Annotated in this window: 11 protein-coding genes; 6 read left to right on the forward strand and 5 right to left on the reverse strand. The window is 73.3% G+C overall.

Annotated elements, in window-relative coordinates; all coding sequences use genetic code 11:
- Positions 1-171 precede the first annotated feature (171 nt).
- On the reverse strand, positions 172-2,937 hold the full coding sequence (locus FF36_RS16840; RefSeq protein WP_044886047.1) for an efflux RND transporter permease subunit: 2,766 nt from the start codon (positions 2,935-2,937) through the stop codon (positions 172-174).
- Positions 2,938-3,312: 375 nt separating this feature from the next.
- A complete protein-coding gene (locus FF36_RS16845) occupies positions 3,313-3,519 on the reverse strand; it encodes a DUF1918 domain-containing protein (protein WP_044886099.1) in 207 nt (68 codons plus the stop codon).
- A gap of 569 nt (positions 3,520-4,088) precedes the next feature.
- Here FF36_RS16845 and FF36_RS16850 point away from each other — a divergent pair.
- Positions 4,089-5,264, forward strand: a complete 1,176-nt coding sequence (locus tag FF36_RS16850; protein ID WP_044886048.1) for a phosphatase PAP2 family protein — start codon at positions 4,089-4,091, stop codon at positions 5,262-5,264.
- Between the two features lie 20 nt (positions 5,265-5,284).
- On the opposite strand, the gene FF36_RS16855 is transcribed toward FF36_RS16850, so the two are convergent.
- The gene (locus FF36_RS16855; RefSeq protein WP_044886049.1) at positions 5,285-6,505 is read right to left on the reverse strand and encodes an acetyl-CoA C-acetyltransferase; all 1,221 of its coding nucleotides are present in this window, start codon (positions 6,503-6,505) and stop codon (positions 5,285-5,287) included.
- A 1,341-nt stretch (positions 6,506-7,846) separates the two neighbouring features.
- On the opposite strand from FF36_RS16855, the gene FF36_RS38225 reads away from it, so the two are divergent.
- The gene (locus FF36_RS38225) at positions 7,847-8,539 is read left to right on the forward strand and encodes a C2 family cysteine protease (protein ID WP_242422575.1); all 693 of its coding nucleotides are present in this window, start codon (positions 7,847-7,849) and stop codon (positions 8,537-8,539) included.
- 7 nt (positions 8,540-8,546) lie between these two features.
- Here the strand turns inward: FF36_RS38225 and FF36_RS16865 are convergent, their stop codons facing one another.
- Positions 8,547-9,404, reverse strand: a complete 858-nt coding sequence (locus FF36_RS16865; protein ID WP_044886051.1) for a universal stress protein — start codon at positions 9,402-9,404, stop codon at positions 8,547-8,549.
- Positions 9,405-11,023: 1,619 nt separating this feature from the next.
- Here FF36_RS16865 and FF36_RS16870 point away from each other — a divergent pair.
- Positions 11,024-12,544: a hypothetical protein gene (locus FF36_RS16870; RefSeq protein ID WP_044886052.1), complete on the forward strand. Its 1,521-nt coding sequence runs from the start codon at positions 11,024-11,026 to the stop codon at positions 12,542-12,544.
- A gap of 78 nt (positions 12,545-12,622) precedes the next feature.
- Entirely contained in the window at positions 12,623-14,359 is a 1,737-nt protein-coding gene (locus FF36_RS16875; RefSeq protein ID WP_044886053.1) for an FAD-dependent oxidoreductase, read from the forward strand.
- A 144-nt stretch (positions 14,360-14,503) separates the two neighbouring features.
- Here FF36_RS16875 and FF36_RS16880 read toward each other — a convergent pair whose 3' ends face one another.
- Positions 14,504-15,277: a hypothetical protein gene (locus tag FF36_RS16880; RefSeq protein ID WP_044886054.1), complete on the reverse strand. Its 774-nt coding sequence runs from the start codon at positions 15,275-15,277 to the stop codon at positions 14,504-14,506.
- A 280-nt stretch (positions 15,278-15,557) separates the two neighbouring features.
- Here FF36_RS16880 and FF36_RS16885 point away from each other — a divergent pair, with 280 nt between their 5' ends.
- Together FF36_RS16885 and FF36_RS16890 are read left to right on the forward strand one after the other, a co-directional pair.
- Complete coding sequence (locus tag FF36_RS16885) at positions 15,558-16,085, forward strand: peptidylprolyl isomerase (protein WP_044886055.1); 528 nt, start codon at positions 15,558-15,560, stop codon at positions 16,083-16,085.
- A 123-nt stretch (positions 16,086-16,208) separates the two neighbouring features.
- Positions 16,209-17,276 (forward strand): rhomboid family intramembrane serine protease, encoded by a 1,068-nt coding sequence (locus FF36_RS16890; protein ID WP_236705299.1) that lies wholly within the window; start codon positions 16,209-16,211, stop codon positions 17,274-17,276.
- The last annotated feature ends 12 nt before the right edge of the window (positions 17,277-17,288 follow it).

Consider the following 17,288-nt stretch of genomic DNA (forward strand, 5'->3'; position numbering starts at 1 on the left):
GGAGTCCCGGGAACCACCCGCCAGCGGCGGCGGTGGCCGTGATGCGCCGGCCCGGGAACACGTTTCCTGAGCGTGCCACATGCGGGCAGAGGAACGAAGACCCGGGCCAGCCGGGCGGCGCGGCCGTCCAGTCACGCCCTCACGGCGGGGTAGCCCGGCCCGGGTTTCGCCTCACCCTCGCCGTGATGCCCGCTGAGCTGGTCGGACACCCGGTGCCGGCGCGGCCCTTGGCGCGCCCGGCCCCGAGCCCCCGGCGCCGGCCGCGTCCCCGCCGCCGCGCGGTGTGCCGGACGATCGGGCCTCGCGGGTCTGTCCTGTAGCCGCCTGTCCGCTTATGAGTCTTTTGTCCGACAGCCCAGGCTCCAAGACCGCAACCGCGACCGCGCCACCGCCGCCGCGGCGGTGCACCCAACCCCGCTCGTCGGCCCAGACCAGCAGCGGAGGCAGGACGACCAGTGCGGACAGCAGGGCGACGGCCACGTTCAGGGCGACGAGCAGGCCGAAGTCCCGCAGCAGCGGCAGCGAGCTGAACGCCAGCACGGCGACGCCGATCACGGCGGCCAACGCGGAGACGAGGAAGGCCCGCCCGGTACGGGCCGCAGCCGCCTCGACCGCCTCGAGCGGCCCCAGGCCCCGGCGGCGTTCCTCCAGGTGGCGTAGCACGAGCAGGGTCGTGAACTCCGTGCACAACGCGATGATCAGCGGGCCGCTGACCGCCGTGAGCGGGCTCAGGTCGACCCCGATCAGCATGGCGATGATCGAGCTGAGTCCCACCGCGATCAGCACCGGCACCACTGACAGCACCGCCCGCACGAGGCTCCGGTTGTACAGCACGAGCAGGACGAACACCGCGGCCAGGGCGTAGTACGTCAGCTCGACCCGGTTCCTGGCGAAGTTGTCCAGCAGACCGGTGCCGACGACGGCGAGCCCTGACGGGGTGGCGCTGATGCCGGCCGCTGGGCGGACATGGTCGCGGATGTCGTCGACGACGCCGGCCTGGCGCTCCAGCGACCCCGAACCGGTCCGGAAGACGAGGTTCAGCGCGTGATGCTCGCGGTTGACCATGGCGCGCTGGACGTCGGGCGGCGCCACCTGGTAGGCGAGCCGGATGTCCGCGCCGGTCGGCATCACGACGGTCGTGTTCGGCACCTCCATCATGAAGCTGATCGTCGTGACCAGGCTGGAGGCGTCCAGCAGGTCGTCGGGGTGGGCCGCGAGCTGTGCGTTGGCGAATCTGCCGACGAAGCCCGCCGTCGCGTCGTCGAACACGTCGCCCGACTGGACGAAGATGCCGAGCTCACTGGCCGAGCCGGTGCTCGCCCGCAGCGTGTTGATGTTCTTGATCACCTGGCTCTGCTGGTCGACCCACTTCTCGGGGTCCGTCTGGATCGTCAGCCGGCCATCCGCGAAGATCCCGCCGATGAAGATCGCCACGGCGGCCACGACGAGTGGGATCGCGGTGATCCGCGGCAGGGCGCCCAGCCGGATGACGGTGCGGCCGAGCGGGCCGTGGGTGTAGTCCTTCGGCGGCGTGGGGCGGCGCCGTTCCCGCATGGTCAGCGACGCGGTGAGCAGCAGCACCGTCGCGACGACGATGACCGGCAGCCCGAGCGCGAGCAGCGTGCCGAAGTCCCGGATCATCGGTACCTGGCTGAACTCCAGGGCCAGGAAGGCAAGCACGGCGGCGACGGTGGCCAGCGCGAGCGCGGGCAGCAGCCCGGCCAGGGCCGCCATCACGGGGTTGCCGGCCCGGTCGAGCTGGGCTTCCTCCTCGACCCGGCTGTGGAACTGCACGGCGAAGTCGATGCCGACGCCGAGCAGGACGGGCAGGCCGGCGATGGTCACGACGGACAGCGGCACGCCGATGTACCCCGCGAGACCGAAGGCCCAGATGAGCCCGACCCCGACGACGCCGAGCGGCAGCAGCCGCCAGCGCACCGCGAACGCGACGACCAGCAGCCCCGCCATCAGGGCCAGCGAGATGGCGCCCAGGGTGAGGAAGCCGCCGCGGAGGTAGTTGTTGATGTCCCGGAGCAGCACGGCGGCGCCGGTGGTCATCGCCGTCGCGTGGTCGAACCGCAGGCCGGAGGTGGCCCGCTCGACGATCCGCGCACCCTCACCCTCGGCGTCCAGCGAGGCATTGCCCTCCAACCGGGTGACCATCTGGGCGGTCGACGGGGTCGGGAAGAACGGCCGCAGCGACTTGCGGATCGCGCCGGTGTTGTCGTGGAGCAGGAAATCCACCCAGGCCGGGTTGTCGACCGTGCGCTGCGCCTCGGGGATCGCCTGCATCCGCTTCAGCGTGGCCAGCGAGTCGGCGAGGCGGCGCTGCGCGGAGCCCGGATCCGGGTCGCGGCTCTGGGCGCCCAGCAGGATCTTGGCGGCCGGGCTGTCGAGGACGTTGCCGTTCTTGCTGCGCACCAGGTTGTCGGTGAACTCCAGCGCGGTCAGCGGGGTGATCGTCGACTGGACGCGCGGGTCCGCGTCGAGTTCGGCCTGCAGGTCCCGGAACTGCTTGATGTTGTGCGGGGTGAACAGGTCATCGGCGTCGGCGCCGCGCTCGATCGTGAACAGGGTGAGCATCGCCTGCCCGCCAAACAACGACTGGTAGTCGACGTTGTCCCGGGCCACCTGCGAATCGCTGTTGAGGTAGTTGTCCTGGCCGGTGGTGAACTCCAGCCGGTTCAGTCCGTACCCGAGGACGAGCGTGACGAGCAGGGTAACGACGGCGACGACACCGGAACGCCGGCCGTTGCGTGCGACGAGTGCCCGCCAGCGCCCGCCCGGGCCATCCGGCGGGTCGGCGGGCCCGCGCGCCCGTGGACCGGTCGGCCTTCGCGAGGAAGGGGCGCCGGGATCCGCGTCGGACGAGCTCGTGCGGTCGGTCGGGTCAGGAGGGCTCGTCGGATCATCGGCTGGCATGGTGCTTGGCGGCATCGGGCACGCTCCGGAGTCTTCGTTGGCCTCCGGATCAACGCAAAGTGACCGGTCGGTCCGAGGGCTACACCCCTCGGTGTATAGCGCAGATCACATCCGAGTGGTGTAGCTCGGGCATTGATCTTTTGTGCACATTCTGAATGAAACCGAGGGGGCACATTGCGTAATCGGCGGCGGAGGTCTCGACGCCTCATAGACGCAAGGCAATCCCGGTGACCCTCGTTCGGCCTGAAGGTGGCCGTAGGAATGGGCGGGCCGGGGGGCGACCCCGCACCTCCCCCGTGCGTCGCCCGATGGTGCCAGTGCACGGCGGCCGCGTGGCGTGATCGTCGGCGGTCGGCCGGCGCGGGCCGGGCCGACCGCCGACGCCGGTGGTCAGACTCGGGCGGTCTCTCGGGCGACGTGGAGCTCGACGAGCGAGTCGCAGCTCGGGAAGAACAGCCCCTCGTGCCCGTCGTCCCATCGAACGACGTACGGCGGACCGCCGTCGGCGCCGCGTATCTCGATCACGACGCCGTGCCGTTCCGGACTGCCCACGGTGCGGCCGTGGACGACGAACCTGTCTCCGACGGATGCGGACATCATGGCGGTCAACCTCCCTGCCGTTGTGGTGACCGATGGCATGCACCTGCGCTATCTGCGTAACACAGCCGCGGGGGCCCGGCCGGCCCGAAGTCCGAAAGGTCGCCGAAGTCGCGGGCGAGCCCGGCCGGTCCCCACCAATCCCCGCCGGTCCCGCGGTCGAGTCCGGCGCAGCCGCGCGGCGCGCGTCACGGGCACCGCTGGAGGCCTGGGGTCCCCAATCCGGCCACCCCCGCCGCCGTCGCCGGATCGTTCGTCCTACGCCGGCCGATGTCCGGAAGCAGGGCGGTCACGCAGGCTACGTCCTACCCGCGGTGAAATCGTAGGTCGTGGGTTCCCCGTCGTTAATCTGCGGGTAAGGCTGCTGTGGGAGGCGATCACTCGTCCGCCGCCGGTCTCACGGTCGGAACCGCTATGCGACCCAGCGTGAGACGTCGAGAAGAGTTCCGGGGACTGAGCCCTATCTCACATCTTTTTCCCGGCCCTCCTTACCGATCGGTCGGTAGGAACGATGGATGGGTTAACGGGAAGTGTCGTGATGGGGAGGCGGAGATGGTTCGGAGCTGCTCATGGTGAGCACGACGGGCCAGACCCTGATGGGCGGGCCGGTCCGGCCGGCCACGCTGGCCCGAGGCTCCGGTCGGGGTGACCGACCTGGTCGGGCGGCTGGGGCGCTGCGCAGCAGCGCCTTCATCGTGGGTCAGGTCGTTCTGCTGGGCTCGTTGTACTGGCTCTACGGGCTCGGCCGGCACTTCGCCGACGGCCGGGAGCTCGTGGCCCTGCACCACGCGAAGCGCGTCTGGCACATCGAGCGCCTGTTCGACCTGCCGAACGAGTCATCCATTCAGTCCCTCGCGCTCCACTCCAGCCACCTGCTGGAGTTCGCGAACCGCTTCTACATTGCGGTGCACTTCCCCGCGGCGATCATCTTTCTGCTTTGGGTGCTGATCTTTCAGCGGCCGGCCTGGCGCCGGGTGCGGACGGTCATCATGGCGTCGACCGGCGTCGCGTTGCTGATTCACATCGCCTACCCGCTGGCGCCCCCCCGATTCCTGCCGCGGCTGGTGCCCGGAGTGAATCTCGTCGACACCGGGGCGGTGTTCGGGCCGTCGCCCTACGGGCCGCACGACACCGTCGCCAACCAGTACGCGGCGATGCCGAGCCTGCACATCGGGTGGTCCATCCTGGAGGCGTGGGGGGTGATCACCATCCTGCGCGTCCGAGCCCGGTGGCTCGCCGTCCTGCATCCGATCATCACGACCGTCGTCGTGGTCATCACGGCGAACCACTACTGGCTCGACGGCATCATCGGTGGCGGCCTGGTCGTCGCCGCGGTCCAGCTCACTCGGCCGGAGGTCCAGGCCCGGCTGCGGCTGTGGGCCATCGCCTTCCGCCTGCCGGTCCGGGCCCTGCCCGCCGCCGCGATGGCCTGCGCACCGGGGACGGGCGCACCGGTGGCGTTGGCGGGCGGACCGCCACCCGGGGCGATCATCCAGGATCGTCCAGGGGCCGCCGGTCGGCCCGCGTCCGCGGTGCCGCAGGCCAGGAAGGGCCCCTCGGCCGACGTCGACGCCGGCGCGACCGTCGCCCGCGCTCCCGACCCGCCCGACGGGGTTGCGCCACGGGCCGCCCCGCCGCAGCGGGCCGCGGCCGAGGACGCCGACGATGCCGGCGGAGATGCCGGCGGAGATGCCGGTGGAGACACCGAAGGAGTGGCCGCGCCTGAAGGAGCGGCCGGCACCTGAGGAGTGCGGGACAGCAGGAGTCAGGACAGCCGTTCCAGGACGAGCGCCATGCCCTGACCCCCGCCGATGCACATCGTCTCCAGCCCGATGGTCGCGTCGGTGGTGCGCAGCCCGTTGATCAGGGTGGTCAGTATCCTCGCGCCGGTCATGCCGAACGGGTGCCCCAGCGCGATCGCGCCGCCGTGCACGTTCAGCTTCGACAGGTCGACGCCGAGTTCGCGGTAGGTCGGGATGACCTGTGCGGCGAACGCCTCGTTGAGTTCGACGAGGTCCACGTCGTCGATCGTCATCCTGGCCCGGGCGAGCGCCTGCCGGGACGCCTCGACCGGCGCCAGCCCCATGATCTCGGGCGACAGCGCGCTCACCCCGGTGGAGACGATCCGGGCCAGCGGGGTGACGCCCAGTTCACGGGCCCGGGTGTCGCTCATCACGACGACCGCCGCCGCGCCGTCGTTGAGCGGACAGGCGTTGCCCGCGGTCACCGTGCCATCGGGCCGGAAGACCGGCGGCAGGGCGGCGAGCGCCTCGATGGTCGTGCCCGGCCGGGGGCCGTCGTCGGCGTCGACGACCGTGCCGTCGGGGAGCCGGACCGGGGTGAGCTCCCGCTTGTAGAAACCGGCGGCGATGGCCTGCTCGGCGAGGTTCTGTGACCGGCAGGCGTACTCGTCCTGCTCCGCGCGGCCCACGCCGGTGAGCCGGGCGACGTTCTCCGCCGTCTGGCCCATCGCCATGTAGACGTCCGGTAGCTCGCCGTTGCGGCGGGGGTCCGTCCACGCCGGGGAGCCGGCGCCGGCCCGCGCCGCGGTGCGCGCCTGGGCGCCGGCGTAGCTGGGATTCTGGGTGTCGGGCAGGCTGTCGCTGTTGCCCTTGACGAAGCCGCTGACGACCTCGACCCCGGCGGCGACGAACACGTCCCCCTCCCCGGCGCGGACGGCGTGCATCGCCATCCGGATCGCCTGCAGAGACGACGCGCAGTACCGGGAGACGGTCGTGCCCGGCACGCCGTCGAGGCCGAGGCTGACCGCGACGACCCGGCCGATGTTGTGCCCCTGCTCCCCGCCGGGCAGCCCGCAGCCGACGATCAGATCATCGATCTCGTGGGGGTCGAGCATCGGCACCTGGTCGAGCGCGGCAAGGATGATCGTCGCGGCGAGGTCGTCGGCCCGAAGCTTCCGCAGCGTGCCCTTGAAGGCCCGCCCGATCGGCGAGCGGGCGGCGGCAACAACGACGGCCTCGGTCACGGACGCCCTCCCGGAAGCTCGGCGCTGCGGTCACGTGATCGCATGGCACTCGCGGCTAAATGATCAAACTTTAGCGCGGCGCGGTGCCCTCGGTCGCGGCCTCGCGGCCGGCGCGGCGATGCCGGATCGGTCGGGTTACCCTTTGATCATCGGGATGGACCGAGCCGGACGGACGGGCGGATGCGCGAGGGACCTGCTCCGACGGGCGGCGCCGTGGCGTCGGCCGGTACCGTCGACGACCTGTGCCGGCACGCCGCCGCGCTGCGCCGGGCCGCCACCGGGGTGGCTGCGGTGCTGGCCGGGGTCCGGACCACGGGTGGCGCTGGCTCGCCCCTGCGCGCCCGGCTCGACGGCCGCGTCCTGGTCTGGCAGGCGGCTCTCGATGCGGATGCCGAGGCGCTGCGGGCCCGCGCCGCGCTGCTCGACCGGCTCGCGGCCGGCTGGGCGCTGCCCACCCCAGGCCCCTGGCCCGCTGCGGCCATCTCACCCGGACCGACCTCGTCGCGGGTGCCGATTGTGCCGGCTGGGCCGACCGTGCCGATCGGGCCGACCGTGCCGATCGGGCCGACCGTGCCGATCGGGCCGGCCGAGGTGGCGGTCGGGGGAATCGGCGGCGCGGCGGTTCGCTTCGATCCGGTCCTGCTGGGCGCCCTCGCCGCGCGCCTGCGCGCCGCCGCGGACCGGGCGGCGGCGCTCGGCCGCGTGGTGGCCGTCGCCGTCGGCGAGGCCGACCGCACCCTGACACGGATGGGCGCCGCCGGGCCGGGCGGACCGGCCGGGCGCGGGCTGCGGCTCGTGGCCGTCGAGGCCCCCGCCGCCGCAGCCGACATCGAGCTGCGGATGGCCCGCTTCGCCGCCGCGCCGATCACCCTGCGCCGCGTCGGGCCGGGCGATCCATCCGAGCGGCCGGGCCGGACGCCCGGCGGCCGGCCCGCGTCGCCGACGGCCCTGGCAGTGGCGGCGGGACTGCTGGCCCTGTTCGATTCCGGGTCCAGGTCCATCCCGGACACTCCCGGCGTCGAGCGGCTGCGGGCGATCCGGGCGCGGCTGGCGGACCTGCCGGGTCCGATCCGCGCGGGAGTGATCGGGTTGCTGCGAGGCGGGCCGTTGACCGTCCTCGCCGCGATGGCCGCGCGGCTGGCCGGCACGCCGAAGCCGGGAGCGGTGCTCGCCGCAGCCGAACTCGCGGGCCTCGCCGACGATCTGCTCGCCGGGGCGCCGCCCGACCTGCTCGGTGAGCTGGTGCGGGCCCTGCCATGGCTCGANCCCGCCGCGCCGCCGCCCGCCGGCGGCGAGCGGTCGGGACCGGTCGTCGGTGTGGACCGCTCCGGAGACGCCATCGTGCGCGACGGCGCCGAACCCGGTGACGTCGGGCAGGGCGCCGTCGCCGACTGCTACCTCGCCGCGGCGCTGATCGGCCTCGCGCGGCAGGACCCCGCCCTGCTCGCCGAACGGCTGCGGCGCAACCCCAACGGCACCGTCACGGTCACCCTCCACCCGGGTTCGGGCGCACCGGTCGGCGTGACGGTGACCGCGACGCTGCCCGCGAGCCGAGTGTCCGCACCCGCTCCCCCCGGCGGCGGGGGCGGGCGTGGTGAGGCGGTCCAGGAGATCGCGATGGACGGCGACAACGCCGCGGGTCAGCCCGAGCTCTGGCCGGCGCTCTACGAGAAGGCGTACGCCCGCCTGCACGGCGGGTACCCCGCGATCGGGTTCGGCAGCGCCTCGGTCGCCCTGGGGACCCTCACCGGACGGTCGGTGAGCCGGCGAGCCGCCCGCGAGACGAGTGTCGCGGATCTCGTGGCCCTGCTCGGCCGAGGCGAGGTTGTCGTGCTCGCGACCCGGAGCCGGACCCGGCCCGGCGGCCTCGTCGCCGCCCACGCGTACCCGGCGCTGGCGGTGGATGCCGCGCGGGGACGCGTGCTGCTGCGCAATCCCTGGGATCCCGCGCCGGGCACGGACAACGTGCGGTGGTATGCCTGGTCGCAGGTCGTGGCGGACGTGCACACGGTCGTGCACGGGCCCACCCGGTGACGGCCGGCTACCGTCTGCGGATGATCGCGACGGGGGTCGGGCAGTGGATCATGCACTGATGGCTGACCGAACCCAGCAGCAGCTCGGCGAATCCGCCATGGCCGCGGGCACCGACGACGACGAGGTCGCATTCCCGGCCGGCGGCGAGCAGCGCCTGGGTTGGCGAGTCCGGCACCACCCGGCGTCGTAGCTCCAGCCCGGCGGGCAGGGCGTCGCGCACCGTGGCGACTGCCTCGTCGAGCGCGGCCTGGGCCTGTTCCTCCAGCGCCTGAGTGATCTCCCCGGGTGCCTCGGCGAAGGGCAGCGGGATGGCCGCGAGCCAGGCGTGCACGGCGATCAGCGCAACCCCGCGCCGGTAGGCCTCCTGGGCGGCCCAGGCCAGGGCGGCGAGCGAGTTCGGGGAGCCGTCCACGCCCACGGCCACCGCTCGCGCCGGTCGGCCGCAGGTCTGGGCCGGGTCGCCGCCGCGGGCGATCACCACCGGTGCCGGCGAGTGCACGGCCACCGAGGCGCTGACCGAGCCGACCCGCAGCCGGTGCAGCACGCCCCGCCCGCGGGCCCCGACCACGATCATGCGGGCGTCGTGCCCCACGGTGAGCAGTGCCTCCGCCCCGGGCTGATCGACGACCTCCTCGGCGACGTGCACCGCGGAGCCGGCCGGGACCGTGGCGGCGACGGTCTCGTGCAGCACGTGGGCCGCCCGCTCGGCCAGGCCGTCGCTCTCCTCCGGCCGGGGTGGGCCGCCGTGTCCGATCCCGACGACGGCCCGCAGCCCGCAGCCGTGCCGCTCGGCCTCGTCGAGTGCCCAGCACAACGCCACGTGGGAGCCCGGTGAGCCATCGACCCCGACCACGATGTCGGCCATCCGCCGCCTCCTTCGCCGCCCGAGTGGCGCCGCGTCCGCGGAAGCACGGTCNAAATNCCCCNCCCGCCGGTGGGGAACCCTCGGCGAGCGGGCCTGACCGGCGGCCCGCGACGCAAGGCGGACTGCTCCGGCCCGATCCCCGGCCCGACCCCCGGCCAGAGCTACCGGGGCCCGTGGCGTGGTGTCTCCATAGCCTGACAGATGGGTTCGATGTTCCTGGCTTCGGTTTCCCGACCGTCCGGAGGGTCCAAGCCGGAAGCGGCCGGACGGCGGCCCACTGTAGTGGTCCCACCGTGGGTTGTGGCCGTGCGTGCGCTACCCGTGACTTTTCGGTCCCACCTGCCGGCGGGAAAGTCGGCAGATCATGAGGTGTGGTTGGGCAAGCGTGGCAGCGCCTGATCCACAACCGCCTCGGTTGGCCGCGATCCGGCAATGATCTATAGCACCCGGAGATCCTTTCAATCCGGTCGCGCGGGAATCACGGCGCCGCCGGGCGGCATTCGTCACCGGGCGCGACGAGATGTTGCCGGCCGTGCCCTGTCCCGCATTCCCGGCATTGATGTGCCGGCCGGCCCCGGCCGATGCCGTCGGTCGGTGGTTGTCGCGCCGGGCCCCGGTCGGGGGCGGGCACTGGACGCGTGAGGAAAGGACGCCGGAATCGTCCCGGCAAGGTCGCGCAAAGATATGACGTCTTGCTCGAAAGAATGTCGGCCTGCCGCTCACTGATTCGCCGGCGGGTGGGGCTTTATCGGCCCTGCCGGCCGCCAACGGGACGGCTGGTTCGCCACGGCCTCGGCGGTTGCGGGGATGCGTCGCTCAGGTGTCTGGCATTCCCGCCGCCGGCACTGCCACCGCCTCGCCGCCGCCGCTGCGTCCTCGGGGCGCCTGGGGCCGCGGCCGGCCCGTCCGGCTCGTGGCGGCGTCGGGAGCGCGGCCGGAGGGCCGCTGGTGAATGGCCATCCCCGGCAGGCCGGGGATGGCCGATGAGAGGGCTGATTCGACGTCGGGCGCCGCGCCCGGCCAGATCCGGTCGTCTGCGCGCGCGACGCGCGGTGGTCCGGGGGGCGGCCCGGGACGGGCGGCCGGCGCGAGGTGCCGCCGGGCGGATCCCGGGCGGCGGGGCGAACCGGAGTCGGGCGTGTCGCGGGGCCTGGGTGTGGCACCGAAGGCCTCGTGCCCACGGTCACCCCTGCTCTCTCGTCGGAAAGCCGGGGCGCGGCCGAAAGAAACCGATCAAATCGATGACCGGTTGTCATCGGCGGCTTGATTTGCCGAATTTTTCGGCTGCTCGAACTCGCCATTTGGATGCCCCAGTGTGGCCCTTTCGTGGCCGCGTCGCCATCTTTTTGCTTGGAAGCAGTCGGGCGATGTTTGATGTTTCTGTCACACCACGACTACCCAACGGCGGTGATGGAGTCATGTCCTCTTCATGTGACCGTGGTGGCCCTCCACGGGAGCCGCTTGACCCGGTGCGGAGTACGGTGCCTGAACAGACGTCGACCCGCTCTCGTCCCACCGAGCCCGTTCCGGTGGGGCTGATCCCCGGACAGCCGGCCGTGACCACATCGGGTCCGGGCAGTCCGCCAGCATCGAGTGACCCAGCCGAGGGAAGGAGGCTTGTGCCGCCGGACACGATCCAGCTCACCATCCCCGGTGCTCTGGTTTCGGTTCAGGCGGTGCAGGAGCCGGGAACTCTGATCGCGGACCGCAGCGGATGGCAACGGGCCGTGTTACGCGCATCCATGCCCTCCGCGGCGAAACTCGTCGCGTGCACCCTGGCGTGCCACATCGCCGAGGCGCCGGAGTTCCTCCCCGCCGGTGCGGCCGTGAGCGGCCCCGGGCTGATCACCCTGCGGGAGGAGACCGGCTACAGCCGGACCCACGTCCAGCGGCAGGTTTCCCTGCTGCGCCGGCAGGGTTGGCTGACCACCGTGGCGCGGCCGGCCGCCGGCCGGACAACCCGGTTCGCCCTGAGCATCCCCGACTCGATGGTCCGGGCCGGTCTCGTCCGCCTGGTCGAGCCGCCCGTCGAGTCGACCGACGAGACGCGCGCCGAGGCCGCCAGCACCCAGGAATCCTCGCGCGAGTCGGGCCGCCGCCGCGGGCGCCGTAGCCGTGCCGGCTCCCACCCGAAGGGCGCCGCGCGGCGCCGCACCCGCGAGCGCGAGATGGCAACCGTGGGCAGCGAGGCGCAGGACCGGGCCGGCGGCTTCGTCGTCGACCTCGTGCCCTCGCGCGATCGTGGCCCCGTCGTTCCCGAGGCCGCCCAGCGTCCCGAGCCCCATCAGCGTCCCGAGCCCCATCAGCGTCCCGAGGACTGGCACCGCGAGGACCATCCGTACCAGCCGACGGACGCGCCCACCGCGCCCACCGCCACCGCCGTGACCGACCTGATCTCCGCCGAGCCCGCCGCTGCGGAGCCTACGGATCAGGCCACGGCGCACCAGGCGCCCGCCGCGCGGCCCCTGGTGGACGAAGCGACCGCGGACGAAATTCGGCGAGAGGCCGCGCACGAAGAGGCCGCGCACGTGCACGAAGAGGCCGCGGACGAGGAGGTGGCGGACGAGGCCACGTCGGGCGAGGCCCCGGCGCCCACGGTTCCGCTGCCCCCGCCGCCGCCCGCGCCGATGACTCTCGCCGCGACCCAGGTGATCAACGTGCTGGCGAACGCGATGCGCCGCCCGACCTCCGACTTCCTGGAGATCTTCGGCAAGCTGCAGATCATCTTCGACGAGGACAACTGGGATCCGGTCACGCTGGCCCTGCACCTTGTCCACATCATCCAGACCGGGGTGCTGGTCGGGGACGGCGACGAGATCGACAATCTGTCCTGGCGCCTTGACCGGCTGCCGCGGGCCTCGACCGACTGTGAGTGCCGCTCCTGCCGGGAGCGCCGGGCCGACCAGTTGAAGTCGCCGTCAGCCCCGTCCCCCAAGGGTCGGTTCAACCGCACGGGTGGGGCGGGTCGCGGCGTCGGCCGGCCGGCCGCGGCCGAGCCGAAACGCTCCGCGGCCGCGAAGACCGAGGCACCGCCGGTGGAGATCCCGCGGCCTCCCCTTGAGGCGATCGAGCGAGCCGCCCAGGCGGCGCGGGAGGCCCGGCTGCGGGAACGGCAGCAGGCGGCGGACGGCGCGGCCTGACCGGATTCGGCGCGGTGTTGCGCGGGCCGGTCGGTGGGTCATCATGGGAGGCCGGCGTCGACGGCGGCAGGTGACAGCATGGCGGAACGCGGATCCGGCGATGGTCTCGACGCGGATGTGATCGTGGTCGGCAGCGGCTTCGGCGGCAGCGTCAGCGCGTTGCGCCTCGCGGAGAAGGGCTACCGGGTCCTCGTCATCGAGGCGGGTCGCCGGTTCAGCCCGCGGACGCTGCCGCGTAACAACTGGCACATCCGCCGGTTCCTGTGGCTGCCGCGGCTGGGGTGCCACGGCATCCAGAAGATCACCTGGCTGGGTCGGGTCATCGTGCTGTCCGGGACGGCGGTCGGCGGCGGATCGGTCGTCTACGCGAACACCCTGTACCGGCCGCTCGACGCCTTCTACACCGACCCGCAGTGGCGCGGCATCACGGACTGGCGCGCCGAGCTGGCCCCGTTCTTCGAGCAGGCCGAGCGGATGCTCGGGGTGACCGCGAACCCGACGACGACCTACGCCGACGAGGTGTTCCACGCGGTCGCGGACGAGATGGGCGTCGGTCCGAGCTTCGCGCCGGCACGGGTCGGGGTCTTCTTCGGCCGCGGCGGCCGGCAGGAGCCGGGAGTCCGGGTACCCGACCCCTACTTCGGCGGGGTCGGGCCCGGCCGCACGGGCTGCATCGAATGCGGCGAGTGCATGACCGGCTGCCGCCGCGGCGCGAAGAACACGCTGGACCGCAACTACCTGTTCCTCGCCGAGCGGGCCGGCGCGCGGGTCCTGCCCGACACCACGGTCACGGCCATCCGCCCGCGGTCCGACGGCGGGTACGAGGTCGACACGGTCCGGACGCCGGGGGTGCCCCGGCGCGGGCGGCGGACGCTGACCGCGGGGCAGGTCGTGCTCGCCGCCGGCACCCTGGGGACCCAGCGTCTGCTGCTCTCGGCGCGTGAGCGCGGCGACCTGCCCGCCCTGTCGCCCCGGCTCGGCGAGCTCACCCGGACGAACTCCGAGTCGATCCTCGGCGCGACGCGGTTCCGCCCGGACCGCCGGGTCGCCCGCGGAGTGGCGATCACGTCGTCGTTCTACCCGGACGCGCAGACCCACGTCGAACCGGTCCGCTACGGCCGGGGCAGCAACCTGATGGCCCTGATCAGCGCGGCGATGACGGATGGCGGGGGTCGGGTGCCGCGCTGGCTGAAGTACCTGCGGGAGCTGCTGGTCCGCCCGCACCACGCGGTGGCCATGGGGCTGCCCTGGCGCTGGTCCGAGCGGACCATGATCGCTTTGGTGATGCAGTCGCGCGACAACTCGCTGACCGTGTCCCTGCGGCGCGGCCCGTTCGGCCTACGTTGGCTGACGAGCCGGCAGGGCCACGGAGATCCGAACCCGTCGTGGATCCCGGCGGGCAACGACGCCGTCCGCCGGATCGCGGCCCGGATCGGCGGCTACCCCGGCGGCTCCGTCGGCGAGATCGCCGATATCCCGATGACCGCGCACATCCTCGGCGGCGCGCCGATCGGCGCGGACCCGTCCAGCGGGGTGATCGATCCCTACCAGCGGGTCTTCGGGCACGAGGGCCTGCACGTGGTCGACGGCGCGGCGATCTCGGCGAATCTCGGGGCGAACCCGTCGCTGACGATCACCGCGCAGGCCGAACGGGCCATGTCATTCTGGCCGAACAAGGGGGAAGCGGACCCCCGTCCGACGCTGGGCCAGCCCTACCGGCGGGTCGATCCCCGCCCGCCGGCCCGCCCGGCCGTGCCGGTGAACGCCCCGGGCGCGTACCGCATCGGCGATCCGGTCGCCGCGCCGCGCCGTTGACCGGTCGCCGGCTCGCCCGCGCCCGCCCCGGGCGGCCGGCCGGACGGACACACGGCCGGGCCGGTGACCAGGGGCGGACGCCGGCGGCGGAACCGGCGCGTGGCGGACTCGAACCCCGCCGGCCGGATGCCGCCGCCGCGTGCCTCAGCGGGGCCGGCTGGGCTCGCCGAACGTCGTGTCCACGCCCGGCATCTCCTCGAGGCTGTTCGTCGAGCTCGCCAGGCGGTCGTCGAAGGGGGCGCGGCCGCTCGCCCGATCGGTGGCCGCGACCGAGCCGGTCGTGCCGCCGATCGGCGCCGGCTCCGCGGTGACCGTCGGGTTGTCCTGCTGGGCCAGGTAACGGCGCACCGCGACGGCGCCCGCCGCACCGGCTCCGGCCAGGACGAGCGTCAGCAGGCCGCGGCGGCGCCGGCGGTGCACCCGGGCGAGCTTGCCCTCGGCCTTGGCCAGCCGCTTCTCCAGGATTTCCTGGGCCTTGTCGGCCTGGACGCGGGCCTTCGCCTCGTTGGCCACGGCCTTGCGTGAACGCTGCCGCTCCGAGCGCAGCTCGGCGGCGGCGCGGGCCCGCTCGGCGGACAGCTCGGCCTGGGAGCGGGCCTTCTCGATCCGCCGGCCGGCCCGCCCGGAGACGGCGACGGCCTTCCCCGCGGCCTTGCCGGCAGCCTTGCTCGCGACGCGCGGGACGGCCGTCCCGCCGCGGGTCGCGGAGCCGGAGACGTCGGAGATCCGGTGGGCCACGGTCACCCCGGCCTCCCGGGTGGCCGACGCGGCGGTGCCGGCGGTCTCCCCGGCGATGCTCGCCGCGCGGTGGGCGACCGTACCGGCCCGGTCGGCGGCGTGCTTCGCCGCGTCGGAGAGCCCGCTGACCGGCGCGGTTTCGGTGACGTGCGAAATACGGTCCTTGATGGTGGTGCTCATGGCGTCCTTCCCTGGAGCCGAGATCGTGGCGGGGGGTCGCGGGCGGTCAAGATCTGTGCAGTGTGCCGTACCCCGTTGGCGGCCCTCTCCAACGCGCCGGCCCCCCGCAGGCGTGTCACGCCGACCTGCGTGACATGCCTGGGCTGTGCAGAGGCCCGTCACGCGGTGCATGCCGATGCGGGCGGTGCGGAACGTCGGCTGCGCCCGGCGCATACGATCGGGTCCGGCTCGGGCGCCGTCTGACCGGACATCGACCCAGACCTGAAGAGAAGAGAGGCTCATGGCCGAGGAGCTGTACGCGACGCTGCGGACGACTCAGGGGGATATCGAGATCCGTCTGTTCCCCGATCACGCTCCCAAGACCGTCCGCAACTTCGTCGGGCTGGCGACCGGGACGCAGGACTGGACGGACCCGGCGAGCGGCGCCAAGAAGACCGGAACCCCGCTGTACAGCGGCACGATCTTCCACCGGGTCATCCCGAACTTCATGATCCAGGGCGGGGACCCGCTGGGCTCCGGCCGCGGGGGCCCGGGCTACCAGTTCGCCGACGAGTTCCACCCCGACCTGACGTTCAGCAAGCCCTACCTGCTCGCGATGGCGAACGCCGGGCCAGGCACGAACGGCTCGCAGTTCTTCGTCACCGTCGCGCCCACCGACTGGCTCAACCGCAAGCACACGATCTTCGGTGAGGTCACCCGGGGCACCGACGTCGTCGACGCGATCGCCAAGGCGCCGACCGCCGCGCAGGACCGCCCGAAGTCCGACATCGTGATCCAGGAGATCGTCATCGACCGTCGGCCGGCCTGACCGGTCCGGCCGGGCCCGACTCCGGGGGAGTACGACCATGAGAACACCGGACGTGCCGCCGGCCGGCCGGTCGTGCGCGGGGGCGCGGCGGGTGCGATCCAGCCGCACTCATGGGGTCGGGCGATGACCCAGCCGCCGCCGGAGCCGGGCGGACCCGCGGGCGACGCGGGCTCCGGCCCGGCCGGGGCGGGCTGGCGGCCCGCCATCGGCCCGCCGGCCGGCCACCCGGGCTGGATCCCGCCACCCGGCGCGCCCGCACCGGGTCCCTCGCCCGCACCGGGTCCCTCGCCCGCACCGGGTCCCTCGCCCGCACCGGGTCCCTCGCCCGCGCAAGGTCCGCAGGGGTCGTCGATTCCGCACTGCTACCGCCATCCGGATCGGGAGACCTACGTCTCCTGCCAGCGCTGCGGCCGGCCGATCTGCCCCGACTGCATGCGGCCGGCGGCGGTCGGGTTCCACTGCCCGGAGGAGGGACGTCCGGAGGGCGGGCGGATCGCCCCGCGCGAGCGCGAGCCGCGTACGACCCTCGGCGGCCGGGCGCAGCTCGCCCGGCAGGGGCTGGTCACCCAGATCCTCATCGGGCTGTGCGTGGTCGCGTACATCCTTCAGGGGGCGCCGGGGCTCGCCGGCGGCGACACCAGCAACCGGTTCACCGACGACTTCGCGATGATCGGCTTCCGGATCGCGGCGGACGACCAGTACTACCGGTTGCTCACCGCGGCCTTCCTGCACGCGGGCGTGCTGCACATCCTGTTCAACATGTACGCGCTGTACCTGCTGGGCTTCCAGCTCGAGGCGATCCTCGGCCGGGTCCGCTACCTGGGCCTGTTCGTGGCCGGCGCGGTCGGCGGGAACACACTGAGTTACCTGCTCGGCGGACTGTCCACGGCCTCGGTCGGCGCGTCCACCGCGATCTTCGCCTTCTTCGCGGCCTACTACGTCATCGCCCGTCGGCTGCGGGTCGATTCGCGGCAGATCCTCATCGTGCTCGGGATCAACCTGCTGATCACCTTCTCGTTCAGCAGTATCGACAAGTGGGGCCACCTCGGCGGGCTCGCGGCCGGTGTGATCGTCGGCCTGATCTACGCCTACGTACCCCCGCGGCGGGCGTGGGTGCAGGCGGGCGGCGTCGTCGGGATGATCGCGCTGCTGTTTGTCGCGGCGGCCGTCAAGTCCTCGACGCTGATCTAGCCCGCCTCGGCC

Source organism: Frankia torreyi (genome assembly GCF_000948395.1).
Classification (GTDB): Bacteria; Actinomycetota; Actinomycetes; order Frankiales; family Frankiaceae; genus Frankia; species Frankia torreyi.

What these genes read in the sequence shown, in the direction of transcription:
- FF36_RS16840 (WP_044886047.1), bottom strand. Translation starts at nt 2,937, where the DNA reads ATGCCGCCAAGCACCATGCCAGCCGATGATCCGACGAGCCCTCCTGAC.
- FF36_RS16845 (WP_044886099.1), bottom strand. Translation starts at nt 3,519, where the DNA reads ATGTCCGCATCCGTCGGAGACAGGTTCGTCGTCCACGGCCGCACCGTG.
- FF36_RS16850 (WP_044886048.1), top strand. Translation starts at nt 4,089, where the DNA reads ATGGTGAGCACGACGGGCCAGACCCTGATGGGCGGGCCGGTCCGGCCG.
- FF36_RS16865 (WP_044886051.1), bottom strand. Translation starts at nt 9,404, where the DNA reads ATGGCCGACATCGTGGTCGGGGTCGATGGCTCACCGGGCTCCCACGTG.
- FF36_RS16875 (WP_044886053.1), top strand. Translation starts at nt 12,623, where the DNA reads ATGGCGGAACGCGGATCCGGCGATGGTCTCGACGCGGATGTGATCGTG.
- FF36_RS16880 (WP_044886054.1), bottom strand. Translation starts at nt 15,277, where the DNA reads ATGAGCACCACCATCAAGGACCGTATTTCGCACGTCACCGAAACCGCG.
- FF36_RS16885 (WP_044886055.1), top strand. Translation starts at nt 15,558, where the DNA reads ATGGCCGAGGAGCTGTACGCGACGCTGCGGACGACTCAGGGGGATATC.
- FF36_RS16890 (WP_236705299.1), top strand. Translation starts at nt 16,209, where the DNA reads ATGACCCAGCCGCCGCCGGAGCCGGGCGGACCCGCGGGCGACGCGGGC.